This window comes from Paraburkholderia elongata, from assembly GCF_013177735.1.
Classification (GTDB): domain Bacteria; phylum Pseudomonadota; class Gammaproteobacteria; order Burkholderiales; family Burkholderiaceae; genus Paraburkholderia; species Paraburkholderia elongata.
In genome coordinates this window covers 20,658-46,113 of sequence record NZ_WOEZ01000228.1, presented here as the reverse complement: position 1 = coordinate 46,113, position 25,456 = coordinate 20,658, and the positions used below count along the sequence as shown (strand labels likewise).

Annotated in this window: 24 protein-coding genes, 1 other RNA gene and 1 riboswitch; of the genes, 12 read left to right on the top strand and 13 right to left on the bottom strand. The window is 61.4% G+C overall.

The window, feature by feature from the left end; genetic code table 11:
* Positions 1-65: 65 nt before the first annotated feature.
* The 3 genes from GNZ13_RS40165 to GNZ13_RS40155 all read right to left on the bottom strand — a co-directional run bounded on the left by GNZ13_RS40165 (position 66) and on the right by GNZ13_RS40155 (position 2,912).
* Positions 66-617 carry an efflux RND transporter periplasmic adaptor subunit gene (locus GNZ13_RS40165; RefSeq protein WP_172175654.1) on the bottom strand — a complete coding sequence of 184 codons (552 nt, stop codon included), beginning with the start codon at positions 615-617 and terminating at the stop codon, positions 66-68.
* Between the two features lie 160 nt (positions 618-777).
* Positions 778-1,938, bottom strand: a complete 1,161-nt coding sequence (locus GNZ13_RS40160) for an ABC transporter substrate-binding protein (protein ID WP_172175652.1) — start codon at positions 1,936-1,938, stop codon at positions 778-780.
* Positions 1,939-1,970: 32 nt separating this feature from the next.
* Positions 1,971-2,912 (bottom strand): CysB family HTH-type transcriptional regulator, encoded by a 942-nt coding sequence (locus GNZ13_RS40155; protein ID WP_172175650.1) that lies wholly within the window; start codon positions 2,910-2,912, stop codon positions 1,971-1,973.
* Positions 2,913-3,131: 219 nt separating this feature from the next.
* Between GNZ13_RS40155 and GNZ13_RS40150 the strand changes: the two genes are divergently transcribed.
* From GNZ13_RS40150 to cobA, 6 genes are all read left to right on the top strand, one after another.
* Positions 3,132-4,811 carry a nitrite/sulfite reductase gene (locus GNZ13_RS40150; RefSeq protein WP_172175648.1) on the top strand — a complete coding sequence of 560 codons (1,680 nt, stop codon included), beginning with the start codon at positions 3,132-3,134 and terminating at the stop codon, positions 4,809-4,811.
* A gap of 22 nt (positions 4,812-4,833) precedes the next feature.
* Positions 4,834-5,373: a DUF934 domain-containing protein gene (locus tag GNZ13_RS40145; RefSeq protein ID WP_172175646.1), complete on the top strand. Its 540-nt coding sequence runs from the start codon at positions 4,834-4,836 to the stop codon at positions 5,371-5,373.
* Positions 5,370-6,113, top strand: coding sequence for a phosphoadenylyl-sulfate reductase (locus GNZ13_RS40140; RefSeq protein WP_172175644.1), 744 nt, complete (start codon positions 5,370-5,372; stop codon positions 6,111-6,113). Before GNZ13_RS40145 ends, GNZ13_RS40140 begins: the two co-directional genes overlap by 4 nt.
* 115 nt (positions 6,114-6,228) lie before the next feature.
* Positions 6,229-7,191 carry a sulfate adenylyltransferase subunit CysD gene (cysD, locus tag GNZ13_RS40135; protein ID WP_063495035.1) on the top strand — a complete coding sequence of 321 codons (963 nt, stop codon included), beginning with the start codon at positions 6,229-6,231 and terminating at the stop codon, positions 7,189-7,191.
* Positions 7,192-7,212: 21 nt separating this feature from the next.
* Entirely contained in the window at positions 7,213-8,529 is a 1,317-nt protein-coding gene (locus tag GNZ13_RS40130) for a sulfate adenylyltransferase subunit 1 (protein WP_172175642.1), read from the top strand.
* Positions 8,530-8,602: 73 nt separating this feature from the next.
* Complete coding sequence (cobA, locus tag GNZ13_RS40125) at positions 8,603-9,355, top strand: uroporphyrinogen-III C-methyltransferase (RefSeq protein WP_172175731.1); 753 nt, start codon at positions 8,603-8,605, stop codon at positions 9,353-9,355.
* Positions 9,356-10,280: 925 nt separating this feature from the next.
* On the opposite strand, the gene GNZ13_RS40120 is transcribed toward cobA, so the two are convergent.
* Genes GNZ13_RS40120 through lptF form a run of 3 tightly spaced genes read right to left on the bottom strand, consistent with a single transcriptional unit; the run spans position 10,281 to position 12,922 of the window.
* Positions 10,281-10,661 carry a sirohydrochlorin chelatase gene (locus GNZ13_RS40120; RefSeq protein WP_172175640.1) on the bottom strand — a complete coding sequence of 127 codons (381 nt, stop codon included), beginning with the start codon at positions 10,659-10,661 and terminating at the stop codon, positions 10,281-10,283.
* Between the two features lie 11 nt (positions 10,662-10,672).
* The gene (gene lptG, locus GNZ13_RS40115) at positions 10,673-11,821 is read right to left on the bottom strand and encodes an LPS export ABC transporter permease LptG (protein ID WP_172175638.1); all 1,149 of its coding nucleotides are present in this window, start codon (positions 11,819-11,821) and stop codon (positions 10,673-10,675) included.
* Positions 11,822-11,824: 3 nt separating this feature from the next.
* Positions 11,825-12,922 carry an LPS export ABC transporter permease LptF gene (gene lptF, locus GNZ13_RS40110; RefSeq protein ID WP_172175636.1) on the bottom strand — a complete coding sequence of 366 codons (1,098 nt, stop codon included), beginning with the start codon at positions 12,920-12,922 and terminating at the stop codon, positions 11,825-11,827.
* A gap of 137 nt (positions 12,923-13,059) precedes the next feature.
* On the opposite strand from lptF, the gene GNZ13_RS40105 reads away from it, so the two are divergent.
* The 3 genes from GNZ13_RS40105 (at position 13,060) to GNZ13_RS40095 (ending at position 15,889) form a co-directional block, all read left to right on the top strand.
* On the top strand, positions 13,060-14,616 hold the full coding sequence (locus GNZ13_RS40105; RefSeq protein WP_172175634.1) for a leucyl aminopeptidase: 1,557 nt from the start codon (positions 13,060-13,062) through the stop codon (positions 14,614-14,616).
* A 52-nt stretch (positions 14,617-14,668) separates the two neighbouring features.
* Positions 14,669-15,085, top strand: a complete 417-nt coding sequence (locus GNZ13_RS40100) for a DNA polymerase III subunit chi (protein WP_172175632.1) — start codon at positions 14,669-14,671, stop codon at positions 15,083-15,085.
* 93 nt (positions 15,086-15,178) lie between these two features.
* On the top strand, positions 15,179-15,889 hold the full coding sequence (locus tag GNZ13_RS40095) for a DUF2486 family protein (RefSeq protein ID WP_172175630.1): 711 nt from the start codon (positions 15,179-15,181) through the stop codon (positions 15,887-15,889).
* 84 nt (positions 15,890-15,973) lie between these two features.
* On the opposite strand, the gene GNZ13_RS40090 is transcribed toward GNZ13_RS40095, so the two are convergent.
* Both GNZ13_RS40090 and ilvD read right to left on the bottom strand, forming a co-directional pair.
* A complete protein-coding gene (locus GNZ13_RS40090) occupies positions 15,974-16,315 on the bottom strand; it encodes a c-type cytochrome (RefSeq protein ID WP_172175628.1) in 342 nt (113 codons plus the stop codon).
* Positions 16,316-16,488: 173 nt separating this feature from the next.
* Positions 16,489-18,162: a dihydroxy-acid dehydratase gene (ilvD, locus tag GNZ13_RS40085; RefSeq protein ID WP_172175626.1), complete on the bottom strand. Its 1,674-nt coding sequence runs from the start codon at positions 18,160-18,162 to the stop codon at positions 16,489-16,491.
* Between the two features lie 215 nt (positions 18,163-18,377).
* On the opposite strand from ilvD, the gene GNZ13_RS40080 reads away from it, so the two are divergent.
* Positions 18,378-19,373, top strand: coding sequence for a LysR family transcriptional regulator (locus GNZ13_RS40080; protein WP_172175624.1), 996 nt, complete (start codon positions 18,378-18,380; stop codon positions 19,371-19,373).
* Between the two features lie 133 nt (positions 19,374-19,506).
* A complete protein-coding gene (gene lgt, locus GNZ13_RS40075) occupies positions 19,507-20,412 on the top strand; it encodes a prolipoprotein diacylglyceryl transferase (RefSeq protein WP_172175622.1) in 906 nt (301 codons plus the stop codon).
* A 100-nt stretch (positions 20,413-20,512) separates the two neighbouring features.
* Here lgt and GNZ13_RS40070 read toward each other — a convergent pair whose 3' ends face one another.
* The 5 genes from GNZ13_RS40070 to GNZ13_RS40050 all read right to left on the bottom strand — a co-directional run bounded on the left by GNZ13_RS40070 (position 20,513) and on the right by GNZ13_RS40050 (position 22,963).
* Complete coding sequence (locus GNZ13_RS40070) at positions 20,513-21,244, bottom strand: SIMPL domain-containing protein (protein ID WP_172175620.1); 732 nt, start codon at positions 21,242-21,244, stop codon at positions 20,513-20,515.
* A gap of 205 nt (positions 21,245-21,449) precedes the next feature.
* Positions 21,450-21,908 carry an EVE domain-containing protein gene (locus GNZ13_RS40065; protein WP_172175618.1) on the bottom strand — a complete coding sequence of 153 codons (459 nt, stop codon included), beginning with the start codon at positions 21,906-21,908 and terminating at the stop codon, positions 21,450-21,452.
* A 95-nt stretch (positions 21,909-22,003) separates the two neighbouring features.
* Positions 22,004-22,185: non-coding RNA, 6S RNA (gene ssrS, locus GNZ13_RS40060), on the bottom strand.
* Positions 22,186-22,295: 110 nt separating this feature from the next.
* The gene (locus GNZ13_RS40055) at positions 22,296-22,610 is read right to left on the bottom strand and encodes a cell division protein ZapA (protein ID WP_064269037.1); all 315 of its coding nucleotides are present in this window, start codon (positions 22,608-22,610) and stop codon (positions 22,296-22,298) included.
* Positions 22,607-22,963 carry an ATPase gene (locus GNZ13_RS40050; RefSeq protein ID WP_172175616.1) on the bottom strand — a complete coding sequence of 119 codons (357 nt, stop codon included), beginning with the start codon at positions 22,961-22,963 and terminating at the stop codon, positions 22,607-22,609. The genes GNZ13_RS40055 and GNZ13_RS40050 overlap by 4 nt, the downstream gene beginning before the upstream one ends.
* A gap of 207 nt (positions 22,964-23,170) precedes the next feature.
* Positions 23,171-23,427: riboswitch (cobalamin riboswitch) on the top strand.
* Between the two features lie 91 nt (positions 23,428-23,518).
* Between GNZ13_RS40050 and GNZ13_RS40045 the strand changes: the two genes are divergently transcribed.
* Positions 23,519-25,447 carry a TonB-dependent receptor domain-containing protein gene (locus tag GNZ13_RS40045; RefSeq protein ID WP_172175614.1) on the top strand — a complete coding sequence of 643 codons (1,929 nt, stop codon included), beginning with the start codon at positions 23,519-23,521 and terminating at the stop codon, positions 25,445-25,447.
* The last annotated feature ends 9 nt before the right edge of the window (positions 25,448-25,456 follow it).

Sequence of the window (25,456 nt, the reverse complement as noted above, 5' to 3'; positions counted from 1 at the left end):
CGCCAACGGGTCGCCGACGATCTCGGTCCAGGTGTCGCCGTCGGCATCGCCGGTCGCGCCGGTCTCTACCGGTTGCTCGACCAGCTTGCTCTGTGGCGCGTGCCGTCCGTACGAATGGCGGTGGCAGGGACCACCAGCACGTCCTGCCGGCTGCCGACCGAGATCGTGCCGGTGCCGAACACTTTTCGACCAGCACGCGGTTGTTGTCGAGCGATCTGTTTGGCAATGTCGAGCTGGCCGGCCATGGCTGCCATCTGGCCGCGCGTCTGTTCGGCGCGGGCGACGTAGTCGCGGGCGTCGATCTTCGCGAGGATCTGACCGGTCTTGACCGGATCGCCTTCGCGCACCATCACGTTGAGCGCCGAGCCGACCACTTTCGATTTGACCGCGGCTTGCGTGACGGCACGCAGCGAACCGGTCAGCGGCAGCGTTTCGGAGAGGGTGCGGCGGCTGACGGTGGTGAGATCGTCAGGCGCGAATTCGACGACGGAAGAGGGTGCCTCGACGCCGGCGGCAACGGCGCCGCTACGCTTCTTGATGGCGTGGCCGATCGCGATGGCGAGGATCACAACGGCTACAACGGCGGCGAAGATGATGCGTTTTCTGGTTGTTTTCATGCGCGGTCTGACGGACTTCACGGGCTGGCGAGAGGCGGCGGCCTTGTGGTCGCAAGGCGCCGCGCGCTCGCACGGAATCGGCAAAATTAGCCTGAGCCCGCGTTCACCGCAAGCTGGCCGTCAGCATGGTACACGCAGCTTGCATGCGGCGCGCGAGCCGTTACTGGCTCAAGTAAACGAATTTTCCGTTCTTGATGATTCCCATCACGCTCGCGCGCTGATCCAGACCGACGTGGTCCTTCTGGCTCGTATTGACCACACCGTTCGGCACGACCAGTTCATGTGCGTGCTCCAGTTCGTCGCGCAACGCAACGCGGAAAGCCGGCGTGCCCGGCTGCGCCGTCTTTAACGCACGCGCTACTGCATCCTGCAAACGCGGATACACGCCGGCCGCATCGCCCGCAAATTGGGTCACACTGCCCGGGCCGTACTTCGCTTCGTATTCGTTGGTGAACGCGAGCGCCGCCTTCTTCGCCGGATGATCGGCCGGCAGCGTGCGCGCCACCACGACCGGCTGCGTCGGGAACAGCGTGCCTTCCACGTCCTTGCCGCCCAGCTTGATGAACTCGGGCGTGGCGATGCCGTGCGTCTGATAGATCGGGCCTTTGAATCCGCGTTCGATCAGCGTGCGTTGCGGCAGCACGGTCGGCGTGCCGGCTCCGGCGATCAGGATCGCGTCGGGCTTGGCGGCCATCAGCTTGAGAATCTGGCCGGTGACGCTCGCGTCGGTGCGGTTATAGCGCTCCGTCGCCACCAACTGAATATGCCGCAAAGCGGCGAACTTGCTGAACTCGTTGAGCCAGCTCTCGCCGTAACCGTCCGCGAAACCGATGAAGCCCACCGACTTCACGTTGTGGTTCGACATGTAGCGCGTCATCACGTCGGCCATCGCGCTATCGGTCTGCGCCATCTTGTAGGCCCACACCTTCTTGCCTTCCTGCGGTTCGACCACGCTCGCCGAGCCGATCAGCGTGATCATCGGCGTCTGGCTTTCCGCGACCGGGTCGAGCGCCGCCATCGCGGCCGGCGTGATATTCGGGCCGACGATCACGTCGACGTGGTCTTCATTGATCAGCTTGCGGATGTTGCGAACCGCGTTGCCCGGGTCGGAGGCATCGTCGAGGAAGATGTAGTCGGCTTTCTGGCCGGCGATCGTGGCCGGCCACATCAGCATCGCGTTCTTGCTCGTAATGCCGATCACCGCGGCGGGGCCGGTGCTCGACAGATCGATGCCGACCTTGATGTCGGCCTGTGCTGCGGTGGCGAGCAAGAGCGCGCCGAGAGCGGCGAGGCCGCGAAGTTTGTTCTTATGCGACGTCATCAAGGGTCTCCGTGGCGGGAAGCATGGTCCGTTCAAAGTTCGTAGGTTTCGTGTTCGCCTTTGAGCGCCTGTTCGATCAGCTTGCGGTTCATGCTCGGTGACAGCAGTTCGACGAGCGTATACACATAGCTGCGCAGATACGCGCCCTGTTTCAGCGCGACCCGCGTCACGTTGCTGCCGAACAGGTGGCCGACCGGCATCGCGCGCAGATGGCGATCGCGCTCGGCGTTGAACGCGATATCCGCCATGATGCCGACGCCCAGTCCCAGTTCCACGTAGGTCTTGATCACGTCGGCGTCGATCGCCTCCAGCACGATGTCCGGATGCAGTCCGCGCAGGCGGAACGCCTCGTTGATCTTGGTGCGGCCGGCGAACGCGTTGTCGTACGTAATCAGCGGATATTGGGTCAGATCATCCAGCGACAAAAGTTTGCGCTCGAGCAGTGGATGATCCGGCTGCATCACGGCGACGTGGTGCCACTGGAAGCACGGTAGCGAGACCAGTTCCTTGTAATTAGCGATCGCTTCGGTCGCGATGGCCAGATCGGCCTGGTCGTGAATCACCATCTCGGCGACCTGCGTCGGGCTGCCTTGCAAAATTGAAAGGTGAACTTTCGGGAAGCGCTTCTTGAATTCGGCGATGGCGGCCGGAAGTGAGTAGCGTGCCTGGGTGTGGGTGGCGGCGATCACCAGATTGCCCTGATCTTGCGCCGCGTAATCTTTACCGACCCGCTTGAGGCTCTCGACCTCCTGCAAAATCTTCTCAACCGACTGAAGAATGATGCGCCCCGGCTCGGTCAGGGAGCGCACGCGCTTGCCGTGCCGGGTGAAGATTTCGACGCCAAGCTCGTCTTCCAGCTCGATGATCGCCTTGGAGACGCCCGGCTGGCTTGTATACAGGGCTTTGGCCGCTTCGGTCAGGTTGAAATTCTGCCGCACAGCCTCGCGGACGAAGCGGAATTGATGCAGGTTCATATATAACCTCTCCGCATATCAAAAGAATTTTTTAGTCGTTTGAAATATAAGGCGAGTTTATTACGATCTGTCCATCTTTTTCAATATGGATATCTGTATTTGTCATAAGCAAATGAGAGATAGGTCTAAACCCTGGCTCGGCTGGACTGACAAATAGAGGTATCCGGAGCGCGGCGTAACCGGAACGCCACGTGTAACGCAAAAAATTGGGGTCCCCGAATGTACCAATACGATCAGTACGACCAGACCATCGTCGATGAGCGGGTCGCGCAATACGCCGATCAGGTTCGCCGCCGTTTGTCGGGCGAATTGAGCGAAGAGGAGTTCCGTCCGCTGCGCCTGCAGAACGGCCTGTACCTGCAGCGTCACGCGTATATGCACCGCATCGCGATTCCGTACGGCAACCTGCGCAGCGACCAGATGCGCGTGCTGGCCCAGATCGCGCGCGAGCACGACCGCGGCTACGGCCACTTTTCGACGCGCTCGAACATCCAGTACAACTGGATCAAGCTCGAAGAAACGCCGGAAATCCTGCGCAAGCTCGCGGCCGTCCAGATGCACGGCATCCAGACCTCGGGCAACTGTATCCGTAACATCACGGCCGACCAGTTCGCGGGCGTAGCGCCAGACGAAGTGGTCGATCCGCGTCCCTGGGCAGAAATCCTGCGCCAATGGTCGACGTTCCACCCCGAATTCGCCTGGCTGCCGCGTAAGTTCAAGATCGCCGTGTCGGGTTCGAAGGAAGACCGCGCTGCCGTGCAGATTCACGACATGGGCGTGTATCTGAAGAAGAACGAGCAGGGCGAACTGGTGGCCGACATTCTGGCCGGCGGCGGCATGGGCCGTACGCCGATCATCGGCGCGATCATCCGTAAAGATCTGCCGTGGCAACACCTGTTGACCTACTGCGAAGCCGTGCTGCGCGTGTACAACCGCTATGGCCGTCGCGACAACATGTACAAGGCGCGGATCAAGATTCTCGTGAAGGCGTTGAGCCCGGAGAAATTCTCGGCGCAGGTCGAAGAAGAATGGCAACACCTGAAGGACGGTCCGTCGACGCTCACGCAAGCGGAAGTGGATCGTGTATCGCAATACTTCCAGCCGCCGGTGTATGAAAAGCTGGCCGACACGGATGCATCGTTCGAAACGCATCTGCTGGAAAACCGTGCGTTTGCGCGCTGGGTTGAACGTAACGTGCGTCCGCACAAGGTGACGGGCTATTCGTCAGTCACGCTGTCGCTGAAGCCGACCACGATCGCCCCGGGCGACGCCACCGACGCGCAGATGGAAGCGGTCGCCGATTGGGCCGACGAGTACTCGCTCGGCGAAATCCGCGTGTCGCACGAGCAGAACCTGATTCTCGCGAACGTGAAGAAGCGCGACCTGTTCGCGCTGTGGGAAAAGGCCAAGGCGCAAGGTTTCGCGACGCCGAACATCGGTTTGCTGACCGACATCATCGCGTGCCCGGGCGGCGATTTCTGCTCGCTCGCGAATGCGAAGTCGATTCCGATCGCGCTGGCGATTCAGGAACGTTTCAACGATCTCGACTACGTGTACGACCTCGGCGACGTGTCGCTGAACATCTCGGGCTGTATCAACGCTTGCGGTCACCACCACGTCGGCAATATCGGCATTCTGGGCGTCGATAAGGACGGCTCGGAGTGGTATCAGGTGACGCTCGGCGGCGAGCAGGGTACGGGCGCCACGGGCGCTCATCTCGGCCGCGTGATCGGCCCGTCGTTCTCGGCGGAAGAAATGCCGGACGTGATCAGCAAGGTGATCGATACGTTCGTGGAAAACCGCCACGAAGGCGAGCGCTTCGTCGAAACGTACAACCGCATCGGCATCACCCCGTTCAAGGAACGTGTGTACGCCTCGCGCCAACCGGCTCACGCGTAACCGCGAAAAGGATACTGAACAGATGGCTTCTATCATCAAGAACCGCGCGATCGTCAACGATGACTGGACGGTGGTGCGCGCCGCTGAAGACGGCACGCTGCCCGCAGTCGATACCTTGCCGGCCGGCAAAGTGCTGGTGCCGCTCGCGCTGTGGCAGGCTGAGCGCGATGCGCTGATCGCTTCGCGCAGCACCGCTGAAATCGGCGTGTGGCTCGCGCCGGATAGCGAACCGGCGGATATCGTCGTCGACTTCGACACGATCGCGCTGATCGGGGTGGACTTCCCGGTATTCCGCGACGGCCGTGGCTATAGCATCGGTCGCCTGTTGCGCGAGCGCTATGGCTACAAGGGCGAACTGCGCGCGATCGGCGACGTGCTGCGCGATCAACTGACGTTCATGTTCCGCTGCGGCTTCGACGCTTACGCATTGCGTTCGGATAAAGACTTCGACGACGCGCTCAAGGCGTTCGACGAATTCAGCTTCAACTATCAGGGCGCGGTGAACTCGTCGCCGCTGTTCCGCCGCCGTGAAGCGGGCGAACTGGCAAAGGCTTCGGCATGAGCGGCGCTCAATCTCTCACTCCGGAACTCGCCGCGAAGGTCGAGCGCCTGAATGCGCTGCTCGATTCGATCGCCGCGCGTCACGCGAATGTGAAGCTCGCCAGCAGCCTCGCCGCGGAAGACATGCTGCTCACCCACGCGATTCTGTCGCGTGGCGTGAAGATCGGCATCTTCTCGCTGAACACGGGCCGTCTGCATGCGGAAACGCTCGGCATGCTCGATCGTGTGAAAGAGCGCTACGGTTACGACATCGAGCAGTTTCATCCGCAAGCTGCCGCGGTTGACGAATATGTCGGCTCGCATGGTCTCAACGCGTTCTATGAAAGCGTCGATCTGCGCAAGCGTTGCTGCGAAATCCGCAAGGTCGAACCGTTAAACCGCGCGCTGTCGGACGTGAGCGCGTGGGTGACGGGCCAACGCCGCGAGCAGTCGGTGACGCGTGCCGAACTGCACGAGGAAGAACACGATGCGGCGCGCAACATCGCCAAGTTCAATCCGCTGACGGACTGGACCGAAGCTGAGGTGTGGGACTATCTGAAAGCGTTGGACGTGCCGGTCAATCCGCTGCATGCGCGCGGTTACCCGAGCATCGGCTGCGAACCTTGTACCCGCGCGATCCGTCCCGGTGAAGACAGCCGGGCAGGGCGCTGGTGGTGGGAGTCGCGCGATACGAAGGAATGCGGACTGCACATCACGACGATTACGCCGATCCCCGTCAGCAGCGAGAACGCTTCGGCATAAAGCATTCAGGCGGTTCAGGTCTTGGTTTTTAGCTTGAACGCCGCACATACCGATTTGAATACTTTCGCCTCCGCGAGCAACCGCCCGCCCAAGCGAATCAACGAAGGACCCAAACATGAGCACCACGCTCGATTCCACTGTCAATGCACCGCTTGCCAACACGGCGAACCGGATGGATCACCTCGATTGGCTCGAAGCCGAGTCGATTCACATCCTGCGCGAACTGGTCGCCGAATGCAGCAAGCCCGCGCTGCTGTTTTCAGGCGGCAAGGATTCGGTAGTGGTGCTGCACCTCGCGCTGAAGGCCTTCGGCATTGGCGCGAATCGCAAGACCGTACTACCGTTCCCGCTCGTGCATATCGACACCGGCCACAACTACGACGAAGTGATCGACTTCCGGGATCGCCGCGCGAAAGAGATCGGCGCTGAACTGGTGGTGGGTCACGTCGAAGATTCGATCAAGCGCGGCACGGTGCGTCTGCGCCGCGAACTGGATTCGCGCAATGCCGCGCAGGCCGTCACGCTGCTCGAGACGATCGCCGAACATGAGTACACGGCGCTGATCGGCGGCGCGCGCCGCGACGAAGAAAAGGCCCGTGCAAAAGAACGGATCTTCTCGTTCCGCGACGAATTCGGCCAATGGGACCCGAAGGCGCAGCGCCCGGAACTGTGGAGCCTGTATAACGCGCGTCTGCACAACGGCGAACATCTGCGCGTGTTCCCGATCTCGAACTGGACCGAACTCGACGTGTGGCAGTACATCGCCCGCGAACAACTCGAACTGCCGTCGATCTATTACGCGCATCAACGCGAGATCGTGCGCCGCAACGGCCTGCTCGTGCCGGTCACGCCGCTCACGCCGATGCGTGAAGGCGAGACCAGCGAAACCGCGCTGGTGCGTTTCCGCACCGTGGGCGATATCAGCTGCACGTGCCCGGTGGAAAGCGATGCTGATGATCTCGAGAAGATCATCGCCGAAACGGCCGTGACCGAAATCACGGAACGTGGCGCGACGCGGATGGACGATCAGGTCTCCGAAGCCGCGATGGAACAGCGTAAGAAGCAAGGTTATTTCTAAGCACACGAGGGCAAGACAATCATGAGCGGTATTCACCAACCAGAAGACCTCGGCGTGCTGCGATTCATCACTGCGGGCAGCGTCGACGACGGCAAGAGCACGTTGATCGGCCGCCTGCTGTACGACAGCAAGGCTGTGCTTTCCGATCAACTCTCGGCACTGTCGCGCGCGAAGAATAAGCGTACCGTCGGCGACGAAATCGATCTGTCGCTGCTGACCGATGGCCTCGAAGCCGAACGTGAGCAGGGCATCACGATCGACGTCGCATACCGTTACTTCGCAACGGCAAAGCGCAAGTTCATCATCGCCGACACCCCGGGCCACGAACAGTACACGCGCAACATGGTGACGGGCGCATCGACGGCGCATGCAGCGATCATTCTGGTCGACGCAACGCGTGTGACGTTCGTCGACGGTGTCGCGCAATTGCTGCCGCAAACCAAGCGTCATAGCGCGATCGTGAAGCTGCTCGGTCTGCAGCACGCGATTGTCGCGATCAACAAGATGGACCTCGTCGACTACAGCGAAACGCGCTTCAACGAAATCCGTGACGCGTATGTCGAACTCGCGCGTCAACTGGGTCTGGACGACGTGCGCTTCGTGCCGGTATCGGCGCTGAAAGGCGACAACATCGTGACGGCCAGCGAAAGCATGCCGTGGTACGCAGGCGAGCCGCTGCTCGATTTGCTCGAAGCGTTGCCGGTCGAAGTTCCGACGGGCCAGGCGCTGCGTTTTCCGGTGCAATGGGTGGCGCGTCAGGACGGCAGCCAGGCTGACGACTTCCGCGGCTACATGGGCCGTGTCGAAGCCGGTGAGGTGAAGGTCGGCGACACCATCGTCGTGCTGCCGGCGAACCGCGAAGCGACGGTTGCCGAGATCATCGCGCCGGTGACGGGCGGTACGGCGGCGGTGGACCGCGCGTTTGCCGGTCAAACCGTGACGATCCGTCTGGCGGAAGACGTCGACGTGTCGCGTGGCGATACCTTCGTGCTGCGTGAGGCAGCGCCGGAACCGGCGAAGAAGCTGGAAGCCGATCTGTGCTGGTTCGACGACACGCCGCTGTCGACGCAACGCAAGTATCTGTTGAAGCAGACCACCAACACGGTGTTCGCGCGGATCGGGTCGATCAAGGAAGTGCTCGACGTGCATACGCTGTCGCAGGCGACCGATCGCAAGGACCTGACGATGAACGACATTGGCCGCGTGTCGCTGACGTTGCAAAAGCCGCTGGTGTGCGACGTGTACGACTCGCATCAGGGCACGGGTGCATTCGTGCTGATCGATGAAGCGACGCACCACACGGTTGCGGCTGGGATGATTCGGTCGTTTTCGGCTTAAGTCACCGACTGGATGATTGACGCGCCATCGCGCTTTGGGTTTTGCACGAACCGGACGAATGGGACTGAGGCAAATGGGTAAGGTGTATCTGATCGGTGCAGGGCCAGGGGCCGCGGATCTCATTACGGTGCGCGGAGCGCGGCTGCTCGGCATGGCGGATGTGGTGTTGCATGACGCGCTGGTCGAGCCCGCTATGCTCGACTACGCGCCTTCGCATGCGCGGCGGATTGCTGTTGGCAAGCGTTGCGGTCAGCTCTCTACGGCTCAGCAGTTCATCAACAAGCAGATTGTGGATGCGGCGCTTGAGCACGATGTGGTGGTGCGCCTGAAGGGTGGCGATCCGATGTTATTCGGGCGTGCCGATGAGGAGATGCGGGCGCTTGAGGCGGCGGGGATCGAGTATGAGGTGGTGCCCGGGATTACGGCTGCGCTGGCTAGTGCGGCCTCGTTGAAGCGTTCGTTGACGCTTCGCGGTGTGTCTCGTAGTGTTGCGTTGGCTACGCATAGCCGGGCAGCTGATACCGAGGCGATTCGTGAGCAGGTGAATGCTGATTCGCTCGTGTTCTATATGGGGCGGGATAGTGGGCCTGAGATCGCTCAACAGTTGATTGATGCCGGGCGCGATGGTGCTACGCCCGTGGCGATTGTCGAAGCCTGTAGTACGCCTCGTGAGCGGATGCTCACGCTCACGCTTTCGGAGCTCGCTTGTGGTGAAGCCCAGCAGTGGCTTGATGCTTCGCAGCCTAGTCTTCTGATGATCGGGGAGGCTTTTGCTGCCCGGCAGCAGGTGGTCCGCTCCGCGGATGGGCTTTTAGTCGCGGCTTAAGGTTTGGTTTTTGCCTTTGGCAGTGGGTTTGGTTGTTTGCCTGCGGCGTTGGGCTTTGCTTGGTTTGTTTGCCTGCGCGGCGCTCTGTGTCTGTGCGCTTATGGCGTTGGCCTTTCCTTGTTTTCTTATTGGTCTATTAGCGTTCGCCCCTGTGCGGGGCAGGCACTTACTTTCTTTGCCGCCGCAAAGAAAGATAAGCAAAGAAAGCGGCTCGAACCCCCTGCTAAGCGGGTCCCCCGCACAGTAGCGGTAGTGGAACATCTGGAATCCGTGCCCTCGCACCTTCAGCGTGAGTGACAAGGCGCTCATGCTTCCCGCCTCGCACTGCGTGCTCGCCGGAAGGGTTCATCATGCAAACCAATGGCTTCGTTTGGGCGTGGTGGGGTCATCGGCTTCACCTCGGCGAAATGCCGACGGACCCAGCGCTTCGGAATCGCCGCCGACGCCCAACATAGCTAGCGGCATACGAAGTGCGGTTGGGCGCTGAAAACTGCAGGCTGCCTTTTGAAGTGCCGCGGGCATCAAATACAGCAGGCAGCTTCGAGAAATGCCGCAGGCATCGAATACAGCAAGCGACTCTATGCGGTGCTGCTTTACGAAGTGCTGCTGAGTATTAGAACGGCGGGCGGTTTAATGAAGTACCGCGTCGGCGCGCGCAGCGCCGCCGGAAGTATGACGGCCTTGTCACTCACGCTGAATGCGCGAGGGCACAGATTCCAGATGCACCACTACCGCAACTGTGCGAGGGACCCGCTTATGAGTTAGCGGTGTGAGCCGCTTTCTTTGCTTATCTTTCTTTGCGGCGGCAAAGAAAGTAAGTGCCTGCCCCGCACAGGGGCGAACGCTAATAAACCAATAAGAAATCAAGGAAAGGCCAACGCCGTAGGCATACAGACGAACAAGCGCCGCGAGGGCAAAAAAGAAATCAAACCTGCCGAAGGCAATACTCAGCAACAGCGTCCAACACAGATTCATCCTCGCCAACTGCCGTAGCGCACTTAATCTCGACAGAAGGATACAACCCACGACACCGCTCGATCACCGCTGGCAGATCCTTCCGAACATGCCCACCCTGCCCAAAAAACACCGGCACAACAGTCACAACAGAACACCCGTCGGAGACAAGAGCACCCACAGCGGTTGGCAAATCCGGCTCCATCAACTCAAGAAAAGCCAGCAAAACCGGCCCAGCGTCAGCATCAGAAGCACGGGCAACCCGCAACTTCTCGGCGAGCCTCTCAAACGGCTCGCGCCAGCGCACATCCCTCGCGCCATGCCCAAACAACACCATCCCATGCGCAGCCATGACGAAGGCTCCTAATGGCGATCAACCCACTTCAACCCGACCAGACCAAGCACCAGATAAACGAGCCCAGGCGTAGCTGCAGTCAAAGGCGCAGGCCACGTATTCAACGTGCCAATATGCGAGAACAGCGTGTTGAACAGTTGGAAACTCATCCCCAGCATAATCCCGCCGAAAACCTTCACACCCACCACGCCAGCCCGCGTATGCAGATACGCAAACGGCAACGACAGCACCAGCATCACGAACACCGCAAACGGATACAGCAGCTTGCGCCACAGCGCAATTTCATAGCGCTGCGTGTCCTGATGATTCTCGGTCAAATGCTGGATGTAGCGGAATAGATTGAACATCGACATCCGATCCGGCGACACTAACAACACTGACAGAATCTGCGGCGTCAATTCCGAGCGCAACGAATACTCCGGCAACGCCACCTGCTTCGCGCGATACACCGGATTCAACGCATCGGCCGGCGTGCCCGAAGGAGGGGGCACGTCGATCAGTTGCGTGTCGGTCACGTCCGTCAGCTGCCAATGACCCGGCGGCTGATACGTGCCGCTCTTCGCAATCCGCACGTTCGAGAGGCGGAACTTCGAGTCGAATTCGTAAATCCGCACGTTGCTGATCGTCGCGTCCGGCTTCAATTCGCCGACATTCACGAAGCGCGTCACCTGTTCGCCGTCCGCGCGCGCGGTGAGCGTGTCCTTCACCCAGACGCCCGACTCGAAGTTGCTCGATACCGACGACCCCAGTGCCTCGAGCCGCACGCGCTCCGACAACTGATCCGTGTACGGGCCGACCACTTCGCCAATCAGGTAAGTCAGGAACACCAGCGGAATGCCGATCTTCATGAGCGAGCGCAGCGCCTGATTGGTGGCGAGGCCGGACACGCGGAAAATCGTGTACTCGGAGTTCGCCGCCATTTGCGCGAACACGTAGATCGCGCTGATCAACGCAGCAACCGGAATGATTTCGTAGAAGCGCGACGGTGTTTGCAGCGCGACGCGCAGCACCGCGTACTGGAGCTTGTAGTTGCCGTGGCCGACGGAATTCAGTTCGTTGATCAGGTCGAAGAAGAAGAACAGGCCCGAGAACGCGAACAGAATAAAGATGAACGTGAGGTAGACCTGACGCGCGAAGTACTTTTCATAGATGCGCATTGGTCAGGCCCCCTGCGAACGGCTGAACATTGCCCGCGTGAATAGCGGCCGGTTGCGCACGCGCAGCCAGAAGATGAACACGACGATAGCCGCGACGATAACGTGCAGGCCCAGCAGGCCAACCCCGAACGACATCCTGCCTTGCTCGATCCACGACTGGACCACGTTCAACAGATTCGAATAGGTCAGATAGATCAGGACAGCCATCACCAGATTGATCGTGCGGCTGCGCCGCGGGTTCTGATGCGCAAGCGGAATCGCCAGCAGCATCAGGTTGATCGCAATCAACGGCAGGCCCGCGCGCCACGCGAATTCGGCGAGGTTGTCCTTGGTCGGGTTGCGCAGGAGCGTGGGGGTGGACAGGCTGGTTGTAGTCGGCGTATTGATGACCGGCTGGCTCTGGATCTTCACGCCATAGCGTTCAAATTCCATGATGCGGAAATCGGGGTGGCCCGGTTCGCCGTCATAGCGGCGGCCGTTTTCCAGCACGACGAAGCGGTCACCGTTCTTGTGTGTTTCGGTGTGGCCGGTTTTCGACACGACCACGTTGACCTTGCCGTTTTCCGTGCTGGTCACGAACACGTTCTCGACGCGTGCCTGGTCGGGCGACATCTTCTCGATGAAAAACACCCGGTGGCTGGCAGCCGATTCGCGGAACTGGCCCGGCGCGAGGAGCGAGACTTCGTCGCGCTGCTGGAAGCGCGCGCGCAGCAGCTTGCTCTGCTGGTTCGACCACGGCCAGCCGACGAACACGAAGAACATGATGAGAATGATGATCGGCGTGGCGAAGATACCGATCGGCTTGATGAAGCGGGTCAGACTGACCCCCGAGGCGAGCCAGACGACCATCTCGGAGTCTTTGTACCAGCGGGTCAGGACGAACAGAATCGACACGAACAGAGTCGCGACGAGCATGATGGCCAGGTAGCCGATCACGGTCAGGCCGATCAGGACCAGCACGTCGCGCGGATCGATCTCGCCCGAGGCGGCGAGGCCAACGATGCGGATCATCATCGTCGTCAGCACGAGCGTGAGGAGAACCATGAACACGGCACCAGCCGTATACGCGAGTTCGCGCTGGAGGGAGCGTTCGAAGATCATTATTGATGATGAGAGGGGGCGCTCTCGGTGACGAACGGGTTGGTTCCCGTCACGCCTCCGGTGCAGCCGCCGCGGGAAAAATAGCGGATAATTGCGGCTTTCATCCTAAGCCCAGATTTTATCCGAGGACAAGCGCGATGGACTTTAGCATAAAAGCCTGTGATTGGACCAAAGGCTCGTCAAACGGTTTCCTGACCGGGAAATCCGATTGCATCGTAATCGGCGTGTTCGAGTCGCAAACGCTCTCGGGCGCTGCGCTGGAGATCGACGCGGCCACCAAGGGCCTCCTGACCCGCATCATCAAGGCCGGCGACATGGACGGCAAGGCCGGCACCACGCTGTTCCTGCACGAAGTCTCAGGCATCGGCGCTTCGCGCGTGCTGCTGGTCGGACTCGGCAAGCAGGATGCTTTCAGCCAGAAAGCCTACGGCGAAGCCGTGCGGGCCGCCTGGCGCGCACTGCTCCCCACCAAGATCGTCCAGGTCACCTTCACGCTCGCCCAACTGCCGATCCTCGAGCGCTCGGCCGATTGGGGCGTGCGCGCCGCGATCCTCGCGCTGCGCGAGCTGACCTACAAGTTCACGCAGATGAAGAGCAAGCCGGACAACGCGGCGCGCGCCTTGAAGCGCATCGTGTTCAGCGTCAATACCGGCGACGAGAAGGCCACCAAGCTCGCGGCCAAGCAGGGCGCCGCGCTCGCCAACGGCATGGATCTGACGCGCGACCTCGGCAACCTGCCGAGCAGCGTCTGCACGCCGACCTACCTTGCGAACACCGCGAAGAAGCTCGCCAAAGACTGGAAGCTGAAGGTTGAAGTGCTCGGCGAGAAGCAGTGCGAGGCGCTTAAGATGGGCTCGTTCCTGTCGGTCACGGCCGGCTCGGTCGAACCGGCTCAGTTCATCGTGCTGCAGTACCACGGCGGCGCCGCGAAAGCCGCGCCGGTCGTGCTGGTCGGCAAGGGCGTCACGTTCGACACCGGCGGCATTTCGCTCAAGCCTGGCGAAGGCATGGACGAGATGAAGTACGACATGTGCGGCGCCGGTTCGGTGCTGGGCACGTTGCGCGCCGTCGCCGAAATGGGCCTGAAAATCAACGTGGTCGGCATTATCCCGGCTGTCGAGAACATGCCGTCGGCCACCGCCACCAAGCCGGGCGACATCGTCACCAGCATGAAGGGCCTGACGATCGAAGTGCTGAACACGGACGCCGAAGGCCGGCTCATCCTGTGCGACGCGCTGACCTATGCCGAGCGCTTCAAGCCGGCAGCGGTGATCGACATCGCCACGCTCACAGGCGCCTGCATCATCGCGTTGGGGCATCACAACAGCGGTCTGTTCTCGAAAGACGACGCGCTGGCGGGCGAGCTGCTCGACGCATCGCGTGAAGCTTCCGACCCGGCCTGGCGCATGCCGCTCGACGAGGAGTATCAGGAGCAACTCAAGTCGAACTTTGCGGACCTCGCCAACATCGGCGGCCGTCCGGCGGGCAGCGTGACGGCGGCGTGCTTCCTCTCGCGCTTCGCCGAAGCGTACCCGTGGGCGCATCTGGACATCGCCGGCACGGCGTGGAAGAGCGGCGCGGCGAAGGGGGCTACCGGGCGTCCGGTGCCGTTGCTCGCGCAGTTCCTGATCGACCGGGCCGCGGACGGTAGGGCCGCTGACGGTCGGGCCGCGGACGGTCGCGCTGCACAATGACGCGTTGCAGTAAGTTTGCGGGCGTCGCTGCAGACGCAAAGCGGAGCCGCCGATGACGAGAATCGATTTTCACTCGAACGTCGGCGATTCGCTGCTGTATGCGTGCCGCCTGGTCCGCAAGGCGTATCTGGCGGGCCAGCCGACCATCGTGCTGGCCGAGCCCGAGCGCCTGCGGGCTTTCGATGAACAGTTGTGGACGTTCTCGCCACTCGACTTCGTGCCGCACTGCATGGCCGGCTCGCCGAACGCCGGAGAAACGCCGATCGTGCTGGCTTCGAATCTCGATGATGTGCCGCACCATCAGGTGCTGCTCAATCTCGGCGCCACGGTGCCGGCGCAATTCGCGCGCTTCGAAAGATTGCTGGAAGTAGTCGGTAACGCACACGACGAACTCGCGGCGGGCCGCGAACGCTATCGCTTCTATCGCGATCGCGGCTATGCTTTGAACAACTACAAGCAAGGCAGCTAGGCCTCATTCCGCCCGCGTCGCGTGGTGTTTTGTCGTACGGATGCGACGCATGCGCGGACTGCTTTAGCTTGGACCCAAACACGGAGAGTGCGCGTGTCCGATCCTAACGATAGTTCGATCCCGGTTCTGCACGAGGTTCTCGTGCAGGGCAAGCCTGCCCATGCGCCGGGCGGCGCGGCGGCGCCGGCTACGCAGGCGGCGTCTGATCCAGAGACTGCGCAGGAACCGGTCCTCACGCCGGAACCCAGGCATGAGCCTGAGCCGGTGCCTGCGCCGGAATCCAGGCACGCGCCAGAACCCGCACCTGCACCAGAAACGTTGCACGCGCAGGAGGAGCCGAAGCTTGCGCCGGAACCCGTGCATGTGTCAGAGCAAGCGCATCCGGCAGAACCCGCTCATCCGAAAAAACGTTCGAGGGCACATCACGCGGCCGATCACCGGCACGGACATGAGCCTGCCGTTGCGCCGTCAGCGGGCGTCTTCGATCGGGCTGAACCGCGCGCGCCGATCGAGGCGGGCGCGATCGTGCCGCCGGATATCGCTCACGAAGCACTCGCACAGCCGCAGCCGAATCTCGATGCGGATGTTATCGCCGAACGTCTGCGTGGACGGTTCGTGGGTTTTCTGACGGGTGAGGGGCGCGGCATCATCGAAGCACGCTGCCGCGATGCGTTGCAGGACCACACGTCGTGGCTCGTCAACCAGATCTCGCGCGAAGTGGCGCTGGTTCTGGAGACCGAATTGACCGGCTGGGTAAGGGAAGCGGTCGATCAGGAGATTGCGCGGCGCTCGGATGGCGCTTGAACATGGCCGGGGGCGCACCTTTATCCGGGCGCGCTCACCGCTTTCACCAAGCCATGTTCATTTGGGTCTTCATTCAAGCGTCAATCATTTAAGGGTCATCACCCAGCTCGCCAGCGTAGCCGCCTGATCGGGCGTGAGTTGCGTATTGGCGGGCATCGGCACCCGACCCCATACACCCGTGCTGCCATCCAGAATCTTGTGCTTCAGATAGGTGGCGGCATCTTCGCGGCCGGCATATTTCGAGGCGACATCATGCAGCGCCGGTCCCATGAATGGACGTGTCACCGAATGGCAGCTCATGCAGTTCTGCTGCTGGGCAAGCGCGAGGCCGGCGGCGGCCTCCGCGTGCGCCGCCGAACTGCCGGCGCCTAACGTAGCGCTCAGCACACCGGCCACTGCAAGCGCCGCATACGACATTGATTTCATTATGGTCTCCGTCGGTGCAGGTGCCCGACTCGTGGTGCACGCATTATAAAAGGAAAGGGGCGCACGGTTTCCCGTGCGCCCCTTTGCGCCTTTTCGTAACTTATGTTGCGTCGAGCGGTGCTTCTGATTCGTCCCGGAGAGCTGAGGCGAATCAGTGTTTGCTCAATGCGCGCTTAGCCCGTCACTGCACCCTTGTTGGCCGGCAGCGCCAGCGCCGAGTACTTCGCCAGCACGCCACGCGTGTAACGCGGCTTCGGCTGTTGCCATGCGGCGCGGCGGCGTTCCAGCTCGGCGTCGTCGATGTTCAGTTGCAGGAGCAGCTTGTGCGCGTCGATCGTGATCGAGTCGCCTTCCTGGACGAACGCGATCGTGCCGCCCACGAATGCTTCCGGCGCGACGTGACCGACCACCATGCCCCACGTACCGCCCGAGAAGCGGCCGTCGGTGATGAGGCCGACGCTTTCGCCGAGACCCTTACCGATGATCGCCGAGGTCGGCGCGAGCATTTCCGGCATGCCGGGGCCGCCCTTCGGACCGAGGTAACGCAGCACGACCACGTCGCCGGCGACGATCTTGTCGGCCAGAATGGCTTCCAGCGCGCTTTGCTCGTCGTCGAACACGCGGGCCGGGCCGGTGATGACCGGGTTCTTCAGGCCGGTGATCTTGGCGACCGCGCCGTCAACCGCCAGGTTGCCCTTCAGGATGGCGAGATGGCCTTCCTTGTACAGCGCCTGCTCGATCGGGAAGATCACCTGCTGGTCGGCGCGCGGCTTGCTCGGCACGTCCTTCAGTTCTTCGGCAATCGTCTTGCCGGTAATCGTGATGCAATCGCCGTGCAGCAGGCCCGCGTCCAGCAGGATCTTCATGACTTGCGGAATGCCGCCCGCCTTATGCAGATCGGTCGCGACGAACTGGCCCGACGGCTTCAGGTTGCAGATCACCGGCACTTTCTTGCGCATGCGCTCGAAGTCTTCGATGCTCCATTCCACTTCGGCCGCATGCGCGATGGCGAGGAAGTGCAGCACCGCGTTGGTCGAGCCGCCGGTCGCCATCAGGACGGCCACGGCGTTTTCGATCGACTTCTTCGTGACGATGTCACGCGGCTTCAGATCTTTCTTGACCGCCTCGACCAGCACGCGTGCCGATTCGGCTGCCGAGTCGACCTTTTCCTGGTCGGGATTCGCCATCGTCGACGAGTACAGCAGCGACATGCCCAGCGCTTCGAACGACGAGCTCATCGTGTTGGCGGTGTACATGCCGCCGCACGAACCCGTGGACGGGCATGCGTTCTTTTCGATCCCTTCGAAATCTTCCTGCGACATCCGGCCGGCCGTGAATTCGCCCACGGCTTCGAACGACGACACGATGGTCAGATCGGTGCCCTTCCAGTTGCCCGGACGGATCGTGCCGCCGTACACGTAGATGCTCGGCACGTTGGTGCGCAACATGCCGATCATGCCGCCCGGCATGTTCTTGTCGCAACCGCCGATCACGACCACGCCGTCCATCCACTGACCCTGCACGCACGTCTCGATACAGTCGGAGATGACTTCGCGCGACACCAGCGAGTACTTCATGCCTTCGGTGCCCATCGACATGCCGTCCGAAATCGTCGGCGTGCCGAAGATCTGCGGATTCGCGTCGGCGCCCTTGACCGCGGCGACCGCTGCGTCGGCCAGACGCTGCAGGCCGGCGTTACACGGCGTGATGGTCGAGTGGCCGTTGGCGATGCCGATCATCGGCTTGTCGAAGTCATCCTTCTGATAGCCGAGTGCGTAGTACATCGAGCGGTTCGGTGAGCGCGCCACGCCTTGCGTGATGTTCTTCGAACGACGGTTGTATGCCATGGGGAACTCCAATCGGTTTTGTTTTGATCTCTGCTGCGTGTTCGGGGCTCAGATGCTGGTGCATGGGCTGCGCCTGCGCTGCTCATGCGTTGCCGGCGGGTTCGGCCGGCGCGTCAGTTCAGTTTAGTTCCGCCGCGTCGCGCAAGGATGCAGTTTTGCGAAGCGCGTGTCCAATATATTATTTGGGCTCGATTAGGTCGTAAAATGTATTAATTATGCTGCCTGCCATTCCTGATCTGCGCCAGTTGCGTTATTTCGTGACCGTCGCCGAAGAAAAACACTTCGGGCGAGCGGCCGTGCGCCTTTCCATGACGCAGCCGCCGTTGTCGCAAGCGATTCGGGCGCTGGAGGAGACACTCGGCGTCGAGTTGTTCGCGCGCACCAAGCGCTCGGTCGAACTCACGCCGGTGGGTGCGGATCTGTTGCCCGAGGTTCAGCGCCTGCTGGCGAGCGCCGAGGGCCTGCGACCGCTGGCGCAGAGCCTCGCGCGAGGCGAGGCGGGGGTGCTGTCGCTGGCCTTCGTCTCGACGGCCGATTACGGCCTGCTGCCGTTGCTGTTACGCGATTTCGGCGCACGCCATCCACGGGTGCGTCTCGAGCTGACCGAAGCCACCAGCGACGTGCAGGTCGACGAACTGGCGGCCGGGCGCATCGATGCAGGCCTCGTGATCGCGCCGCTACCGCCGCGCCATGCCACCCAGCTCTCGTGGTTGCCGATCGCCCGCGAGCCGCTGGTGATCGCGATGTCGACGGAAACGGCGGCGCGCGTGGGCGGCGCCGCGGGGTCTAACGCCGGCCCGCACGCCGACCCGCACGCCGAGTGGCTGGACACGCCGATCAGCCTGCGCGACGTCGCCGACGAGCCGCTCGTGATCTTCCCAAGACGTTTGGCGCCAGGCTTTTATGACATCATTATGGATTGCTACGGCGTGGCGGGCCTTGCACCCCGGGTCGGCCAGGAGGCGATCCAGATGCAGACGATCGTGAGCCTCGTGTCGGCCGGAATGGGCGTCGCACTGGTGCCGCAATCGTTGCGTAACCTGCGCCGCACCGGCGTCGTGTACCGGCCGCTCTGCGAATCGGTGCCGGCGATCGAGACAGGGCTAGTTTGGCGCACGGCGGAGGTGAGTCCGGTGTTGGCCGGCTTCATCGAGATCGTGCGAGCGCATGCGGCCACTGTCGAGGCGCAGTTCGCGGCGCCTCATGTTTAAGCTCGACGCTGCCGCGAACGCATTGCCAACCGAACCGTCCAACGCATGCGCCGCATGGTGTGCAAACCGCCGGCTGCTACTTGAAAATCGACTAGAAACCCGCTTCTGAACCTGAACTGCCCATAACAACACGATGCTCATTCACCCGAATTTCGACCCCGTTGCCATTCATCTGGGGCCGCTCGCTGTGCGCTGGTATGGACTGATGTACCTCGTTGCGTTCATCGCGGCGATCGTCGTCGGCCGGCTGCGGCTGCGTTTGCCGTACGTCGCCGCACAAGGCTGGACCGCTAAAGATATCGACGACATGCTGTTTTATGGCGTGCTCGGAACGATTCTCGGCGGACGGCTCGGCTATGTGCTGTTCTACAAGGCGAGCTTTTACTTCGCCCATCCGCTCGACATCTTCAAGGTGTGGGAAGGCGGCATGTCGTTTCACGGCGGCTTCCTCGGCGTGACGCTGGCGATGGTGCTGTTCGCGTATCAACGCAAACGCTCGTGGCTGCAGGTCACCGATTTCGTCGCGCCGATGGTGCCGACCGGGCTCGCGGCAGGGCGTCTCGGCAACTTCATCAACGGCGAGTTGTGGGGCCGTGTGACCGATCCGTCGGCGCCGTGGGCGATGCTGTTTCCAGGCGCCGCGCCGGACGACGCCGCGTGGCTCACCGCGCATCCGCAACTGGCCGCGCAATGGCATCTGAACGAAGTGTTCGCGCAATATCACATGCTGCCGCGCCATCCGTCGGAGTTGTATGAGATTGCGCTCGAAGGAGTGGCGCTGTTCTTCGTGCTGTTCTTCTTCTCGCGCAAACCGAAGCCGATGGGCGCGATTTCCGCGGTGTTCCTGATCGGCTACGGCCTCGCGCGCTTCACGGTGGAATTCGCGCGTGAGCCGGACGACTTCCTTGGGCTTCTGGCAATGGGCCTCTCAATGGGCCAATGGCTCTCGCTGCCGATGATCCTCGCGGGCATTGCCATGCTGGTGTGGTCCTATCGCCGTGCGCGGCGTCAATCGGGGCACGCGGTCGGCGCGAACTGAGCGCTACGTTTTATCGTAGTGATCAGCCAATGAAAAAAAGCCACGGCATGCCGTGGCTTTTTCCTTTACAGCGGTACTTCTAGCGTAATCCGCGTTACTGTTACTTCATCTGCACCGAGCCCGACACGTTGACCGTCACGGTCGACGTGCCGCCTTCGAGCGGCACCGGCGCGGATGCCTTCGCATCGGCGCTCATTGCACGCGCGCTCATCATCATCATCGGACGCGGCATGACGCCGTTGTGCCCGACGTTGACTTCACGAATCGAATAGCCGTTGTAGCCGAACGCCTGCGCCGACGAAGCGGCTTGCTCACGGAACGACTTGATGGCTTCACCGGTGAGCTTCTGCTCCGCGGCACGCTGCGCTTCAGGCGACAGCGAGAACTGCACGTTACCGACCTGCATGATCGATGCCATCTGGCCAGCGAGTTTCGACGCCGCGGCGAAGTCGTGCGATTCGAGCACAACTTCGGTACGGCCGCGCCATGCGGAAATGCGTCCGTCACGGTCGGTGGACGGGTAGATCGAGAAGGAACCGGTGCGAGCCGTTACACCGTTCACGCCCTTGGCTTTTTGCAGCGCCGCGTCGGCGCGCTGATTCAGCGTGGAGGTGAGCGCGGACGGATCGCTCGCTTCCTGCTCGTAGAACAGCGTGATATTGACGACGTCTTGCGGCACTTCCGAGCTTGCCTGTGCATTCAGCGACAGCACGCCGGCGGGCTGATACTGCGTCACGCCTTGCGCGCGGGCCATGGCCGGCGTCAGCGCGAACGCGGCAGGGGCGGCGCATACGAGAGCGAGAGCGAGTGCACGTGCGGTGTTTTTCGTCATTCTTGGACTCCTTGCTTGAACAGGTTGTGCACGATTTGAGCGAACGCCGTGCAGTGGCACAACGTTTGCGAGTCCGTTAGGCGCTTGTAACCTGAGCTTGGTTCCCTAATTTGACGTTTGCTCAACGTTTGCCTTCATCCACACACAGATTTGCGCATGACTTACGCGACAACGGGTCACTTGTGCCTATGCAACGTCAGCAACGTCAAACAAGACGTTTGGTGATGAAGCGCCATTCGGCTTCGGTCACCGGCGTGATCGACAGGCGGTTGCCTCGGGCGAGCACGCGCATGTCCTTCAATTCCTCATGCTCGCGCAGCGCCGCAAGCGGAATCAACGGAATCTTCTTCTTGAACACCACGTCGACGAGTAACCATCGCGGCGTTTCCTGCGACGACTTCGGGTCGTAGTAGGCGCTCTTCTTGTCGAATTGAGTCGGATCCGGATAGGCGGTGGACGATACCTCCGCGAGCCCGGCGATGCCCGGCTCAGGGCAACTCGAGTGATAGAACAGCACACCGTCGCCGACCTGCATCATGTCGCGCATGAAGTTGCGCGCCTGATAGTTGCGCACGCCAGTCCACGGCAACGTGTGTTGCGGTGCCAGGGCGAGATGGTCGATGCTTGCTTCGTCCGGTTCGGACTTCATTAGCCAGTAGCGCATGAATCGAATTGAACGTTAAAGGTTTGAGAATACAGAAGAAAAATCGAGGCCCAAAGAAAAACGGCACCGAACCGAAGTCCGATGCCGTTTTGAAGAAGGTCCCCGCCTTAGCCGCTAGGCCGGCATCCTGAACCGGGGGTTCAGAATTGGTCGCAGTTAGCAGCACTTCGGGTACATCAGACAGAGTGACGCGCACACCCGTGCTACAAATTTCCACAACCGTGCACATGGCATTGGTTCAAGGAATATATGACCTTGGCGAACCAGGCAGGGAGGTCAAACCGATTGAACTCAATCGTTTGCATGAGTCGTGGCTCATGCATTCCGCTTGAATTCGCAGCCGATCTCAGGACCGGCCACTTGAGATTGTTCGAGACTGCCGGGTACTTACTGCATGCTGTACTGCTGAATCACAGTACCCAGTTGTTCGTTCATTTGGTGCATTGTACGCCGGATTTCTTCTGCGGGAAATGCTTCTCCGTGTCGCACGCTTGTTTGCAGCTTAAGCAGTTCCGATGCCAGCGACAGCGCAGCCATGACGGCAATTCGATCCGTGCCGCGCACGTTGCTGTTATTGCGAATCTTCGACATCTCGGCGTCGACGCGTGCCACTGCTTCAAGCAGCGCGCCTTCAGTTTCCGGCGAGCAGGCGAGACGATAGGGCACGCCGAGAATCGATACTTCGATCTGCTTGGTGGTCATGCATTTTCTCCATGGCGGGTGACGTCGCTCTCCGCTTCGACCTCATGCGGTGCGGTCTCGAGCAGATCGAGCTGATTGTCCGGCTCGCTGTGCGCGCGGGCCCGCGGCAGCTTTTCGAGGATCGCATTCAGGCGTACCTGTGCGTCGTCGATCTTTGCCGACAGCGCGTCGCGTTCCGCCTGCAGTGCATCGCGCTCCTCGCGCATCAACGCGAGTTCAGTGCGCGTGGCCTCTGCTTCGGCACGCGTTTGAGCGAGCTGATCTTCGAGCGCGAGCCGCGCTTCATTGTGGCGTTGGCTGATCGCGATCAGCTTGCCGATATTCTGTGAAAGTGTTTCGAGTTCGGTGAGCATCTGCTGCGTCCTCTAAAGACATCGCATTTTAGCGCGGAATGTCGCAGGTTCCGACAATTGTCTCGTTTCGAGACGTAACAACATCGCTTTGTGCAGGCTTTTAGCGACCATATGATGAAAAACAACCCGCGCATCGGACAATAACCTGCACTTAACCGAACAGATTGCGCACGGATTAACCATTCTTGACGGACCCGAAGGCCCCTCCTAAACTGGCCGCACTCTGGTGCCCGCGCGCGCTTTTCCACAGTGCGCGCAGTTAAACGGGAAGCAGGGCGCGCGTCTCGCCTGAACGCGCGAACCTGCGCTGCCCCCGCAACGGTAAGCGACCGCATACGTCATGCAGGTCGATCCTGATCGCGTGTTTGAAGCTGAACACACGAGTGTGCCACTGCGCGTCACGCGTGGGAAGGCGGGATCGATGTGTCGCCAGCCCGGATACCGGCCAGAGGGAGAGGGTCGTCCCCACGCAAACGTAAAACAGCGCGGACGCCTCGTTACGCATCGGCCTGCGGGGAAGCGGGCCGAGCACACTATCCACAGGAATGTCATCCCATGCTGTCCCCCATCGCTCGCGCGGCGTTGCTCGCCTTTGCGAGCCTGCCGCTCGTCGTGCATGCACAAGCTTCTTCTTCTTCTTCTTCTTCTTCTTCTTCTTCTTCTTCTTCGCCGTCTTCATCTTCTTCTACCTCTGCCGATGCGGGGGCTGCCGGGTCGTCGCCCACAGTGTTGTCGCCCGTTGTAGTCACTGCGGAGCGCGGACCGCAAGCGCTCGCCGATGCGATCCCGCAGACCACGCTGTTCGACCAGCAGGACATCGCCGATACGACCGCGACCGATTTGCCCGGTCTGCTGCAACTCGCGCCCGGCGCGCAGATTTCGCGCACCGGTGGCCCGGGTTCGACGACGAGCCTGTTTCTGCGCGGCGCATCGTCGACGCAATCGCTTTTGCTGATCGACGGCGTGCGGGTCGATTCGGTGAGCCTGGGTGCGCCACAACTCGCGCAGATTCCGCTCGACCAGATCGATCACGTCGAAGTAGTGAACGGCAACGTGTCCGCGTTATACGGCTCCGGCGCAATTGGCGGCGTGGTGCAGGTATTCACGAAAGACGGCGGCGACCATCCGCCACGCTTCAATTTTTCGGTGGGCTACGGCAGCTATCACACGCAGACGCAACAGGCCGGTGTGAACGGCGCACTGGATAAAGACGGCAACACTACGTTCAGCATCTCGCTCGCTCGCTCAAAAGACGACGGTTTCTCGTCGCTCAATCCCGCACAGGCGCCCAACGCGAATCCGAACGCGAACGGCTATCTGAACGAAAGCATCTCGGCTTCGCTGCGCCACAAGTTCAACGACAAGTGGGACGCGGGCGTCACGTATCTCCAGTCGAACGGCAATAACAGTTACGACAACGCATACGGCGTGCCGACCGATCTGAACAACCTCTACACCAAAGTGCGCCAGGTGTCGGTGTTCGCGAACGGCAAGCTGACCGACTGGTGGACCACGCACTTCGTCGTTGCCGAAGGCGACGACCGCAGCGTGTCGAATACCAACGGCATCTACAACGGCCGCTTCGACACCGACAATCGCCAGTACACGTGGCAGAACGATTTCGCGCTCGCCGCGCAGCAGAAACTGCAGGTCGGCTATGAGCATCTGGATCAGAGCCTCGACTCGGATACGTTCGCGGCACCTGACCGGCATGTGGATTCGGGCTTTGTCGGTTATACGGGGCGCTTCGGGCGCAACCAGATTCAGGCCAATCTGCGGCGCGATCAGTATTCCGATTTCGGCGGGGCGAACAGTTACTATCTCGGCTATGGCTTCGACATCACCGAGCATTGGAAGGCCACTGCAAGCTATTCGGATTCATTTCGCGCACCGAGCTTCGACGATCTGTACTATCCGACCAGCGGCAATCCGTCGATCCAGCCGGAGCGCAGCCATTCGATCGAAGCAGCGTTGCAGTACGCATCGAATGCGCTTGGCGTGATGCGTCTGAGCGCGTTCCAGACGCGTTATTCGAATCTGATCGACTACCCGCAGATCTCGCCCGGCATTTATCTGGCTGAGAACGTGGGCCGTGCGAAGGTGCAGGGGCTCGAAGGATCGTGGAGCGGCCATGTGGGCAAGACGGATATACGCGCGTCGGTGACGCTGCAAAATCCCGTCGACCTCGATAGCGATACCGATCTCGTGCGGCGTGCGCGGCACTTCGCGTCGCTGGCGGTGAATCGCAGCATCGCCGGGTGGCGTGTCGGCGGCGAGTGGATCGTCAGCGGCGCCCGTGAAGATAGCAGCGGCGCGCTGGGTGGCTACGGTGTGGTCAATCTGTCCGCGCGCTACAACGTCACGAAGGCGTGGTACGTCGCCGCGCAGATCCAGAACCTGTTGAACAAGGACTATGAAACGGCCTACTCGTATAACTCGCCGCGGCGCGGTGCGTATGTCACGGTTGGTTGGCAGCAGCAGTGACGAACGTAC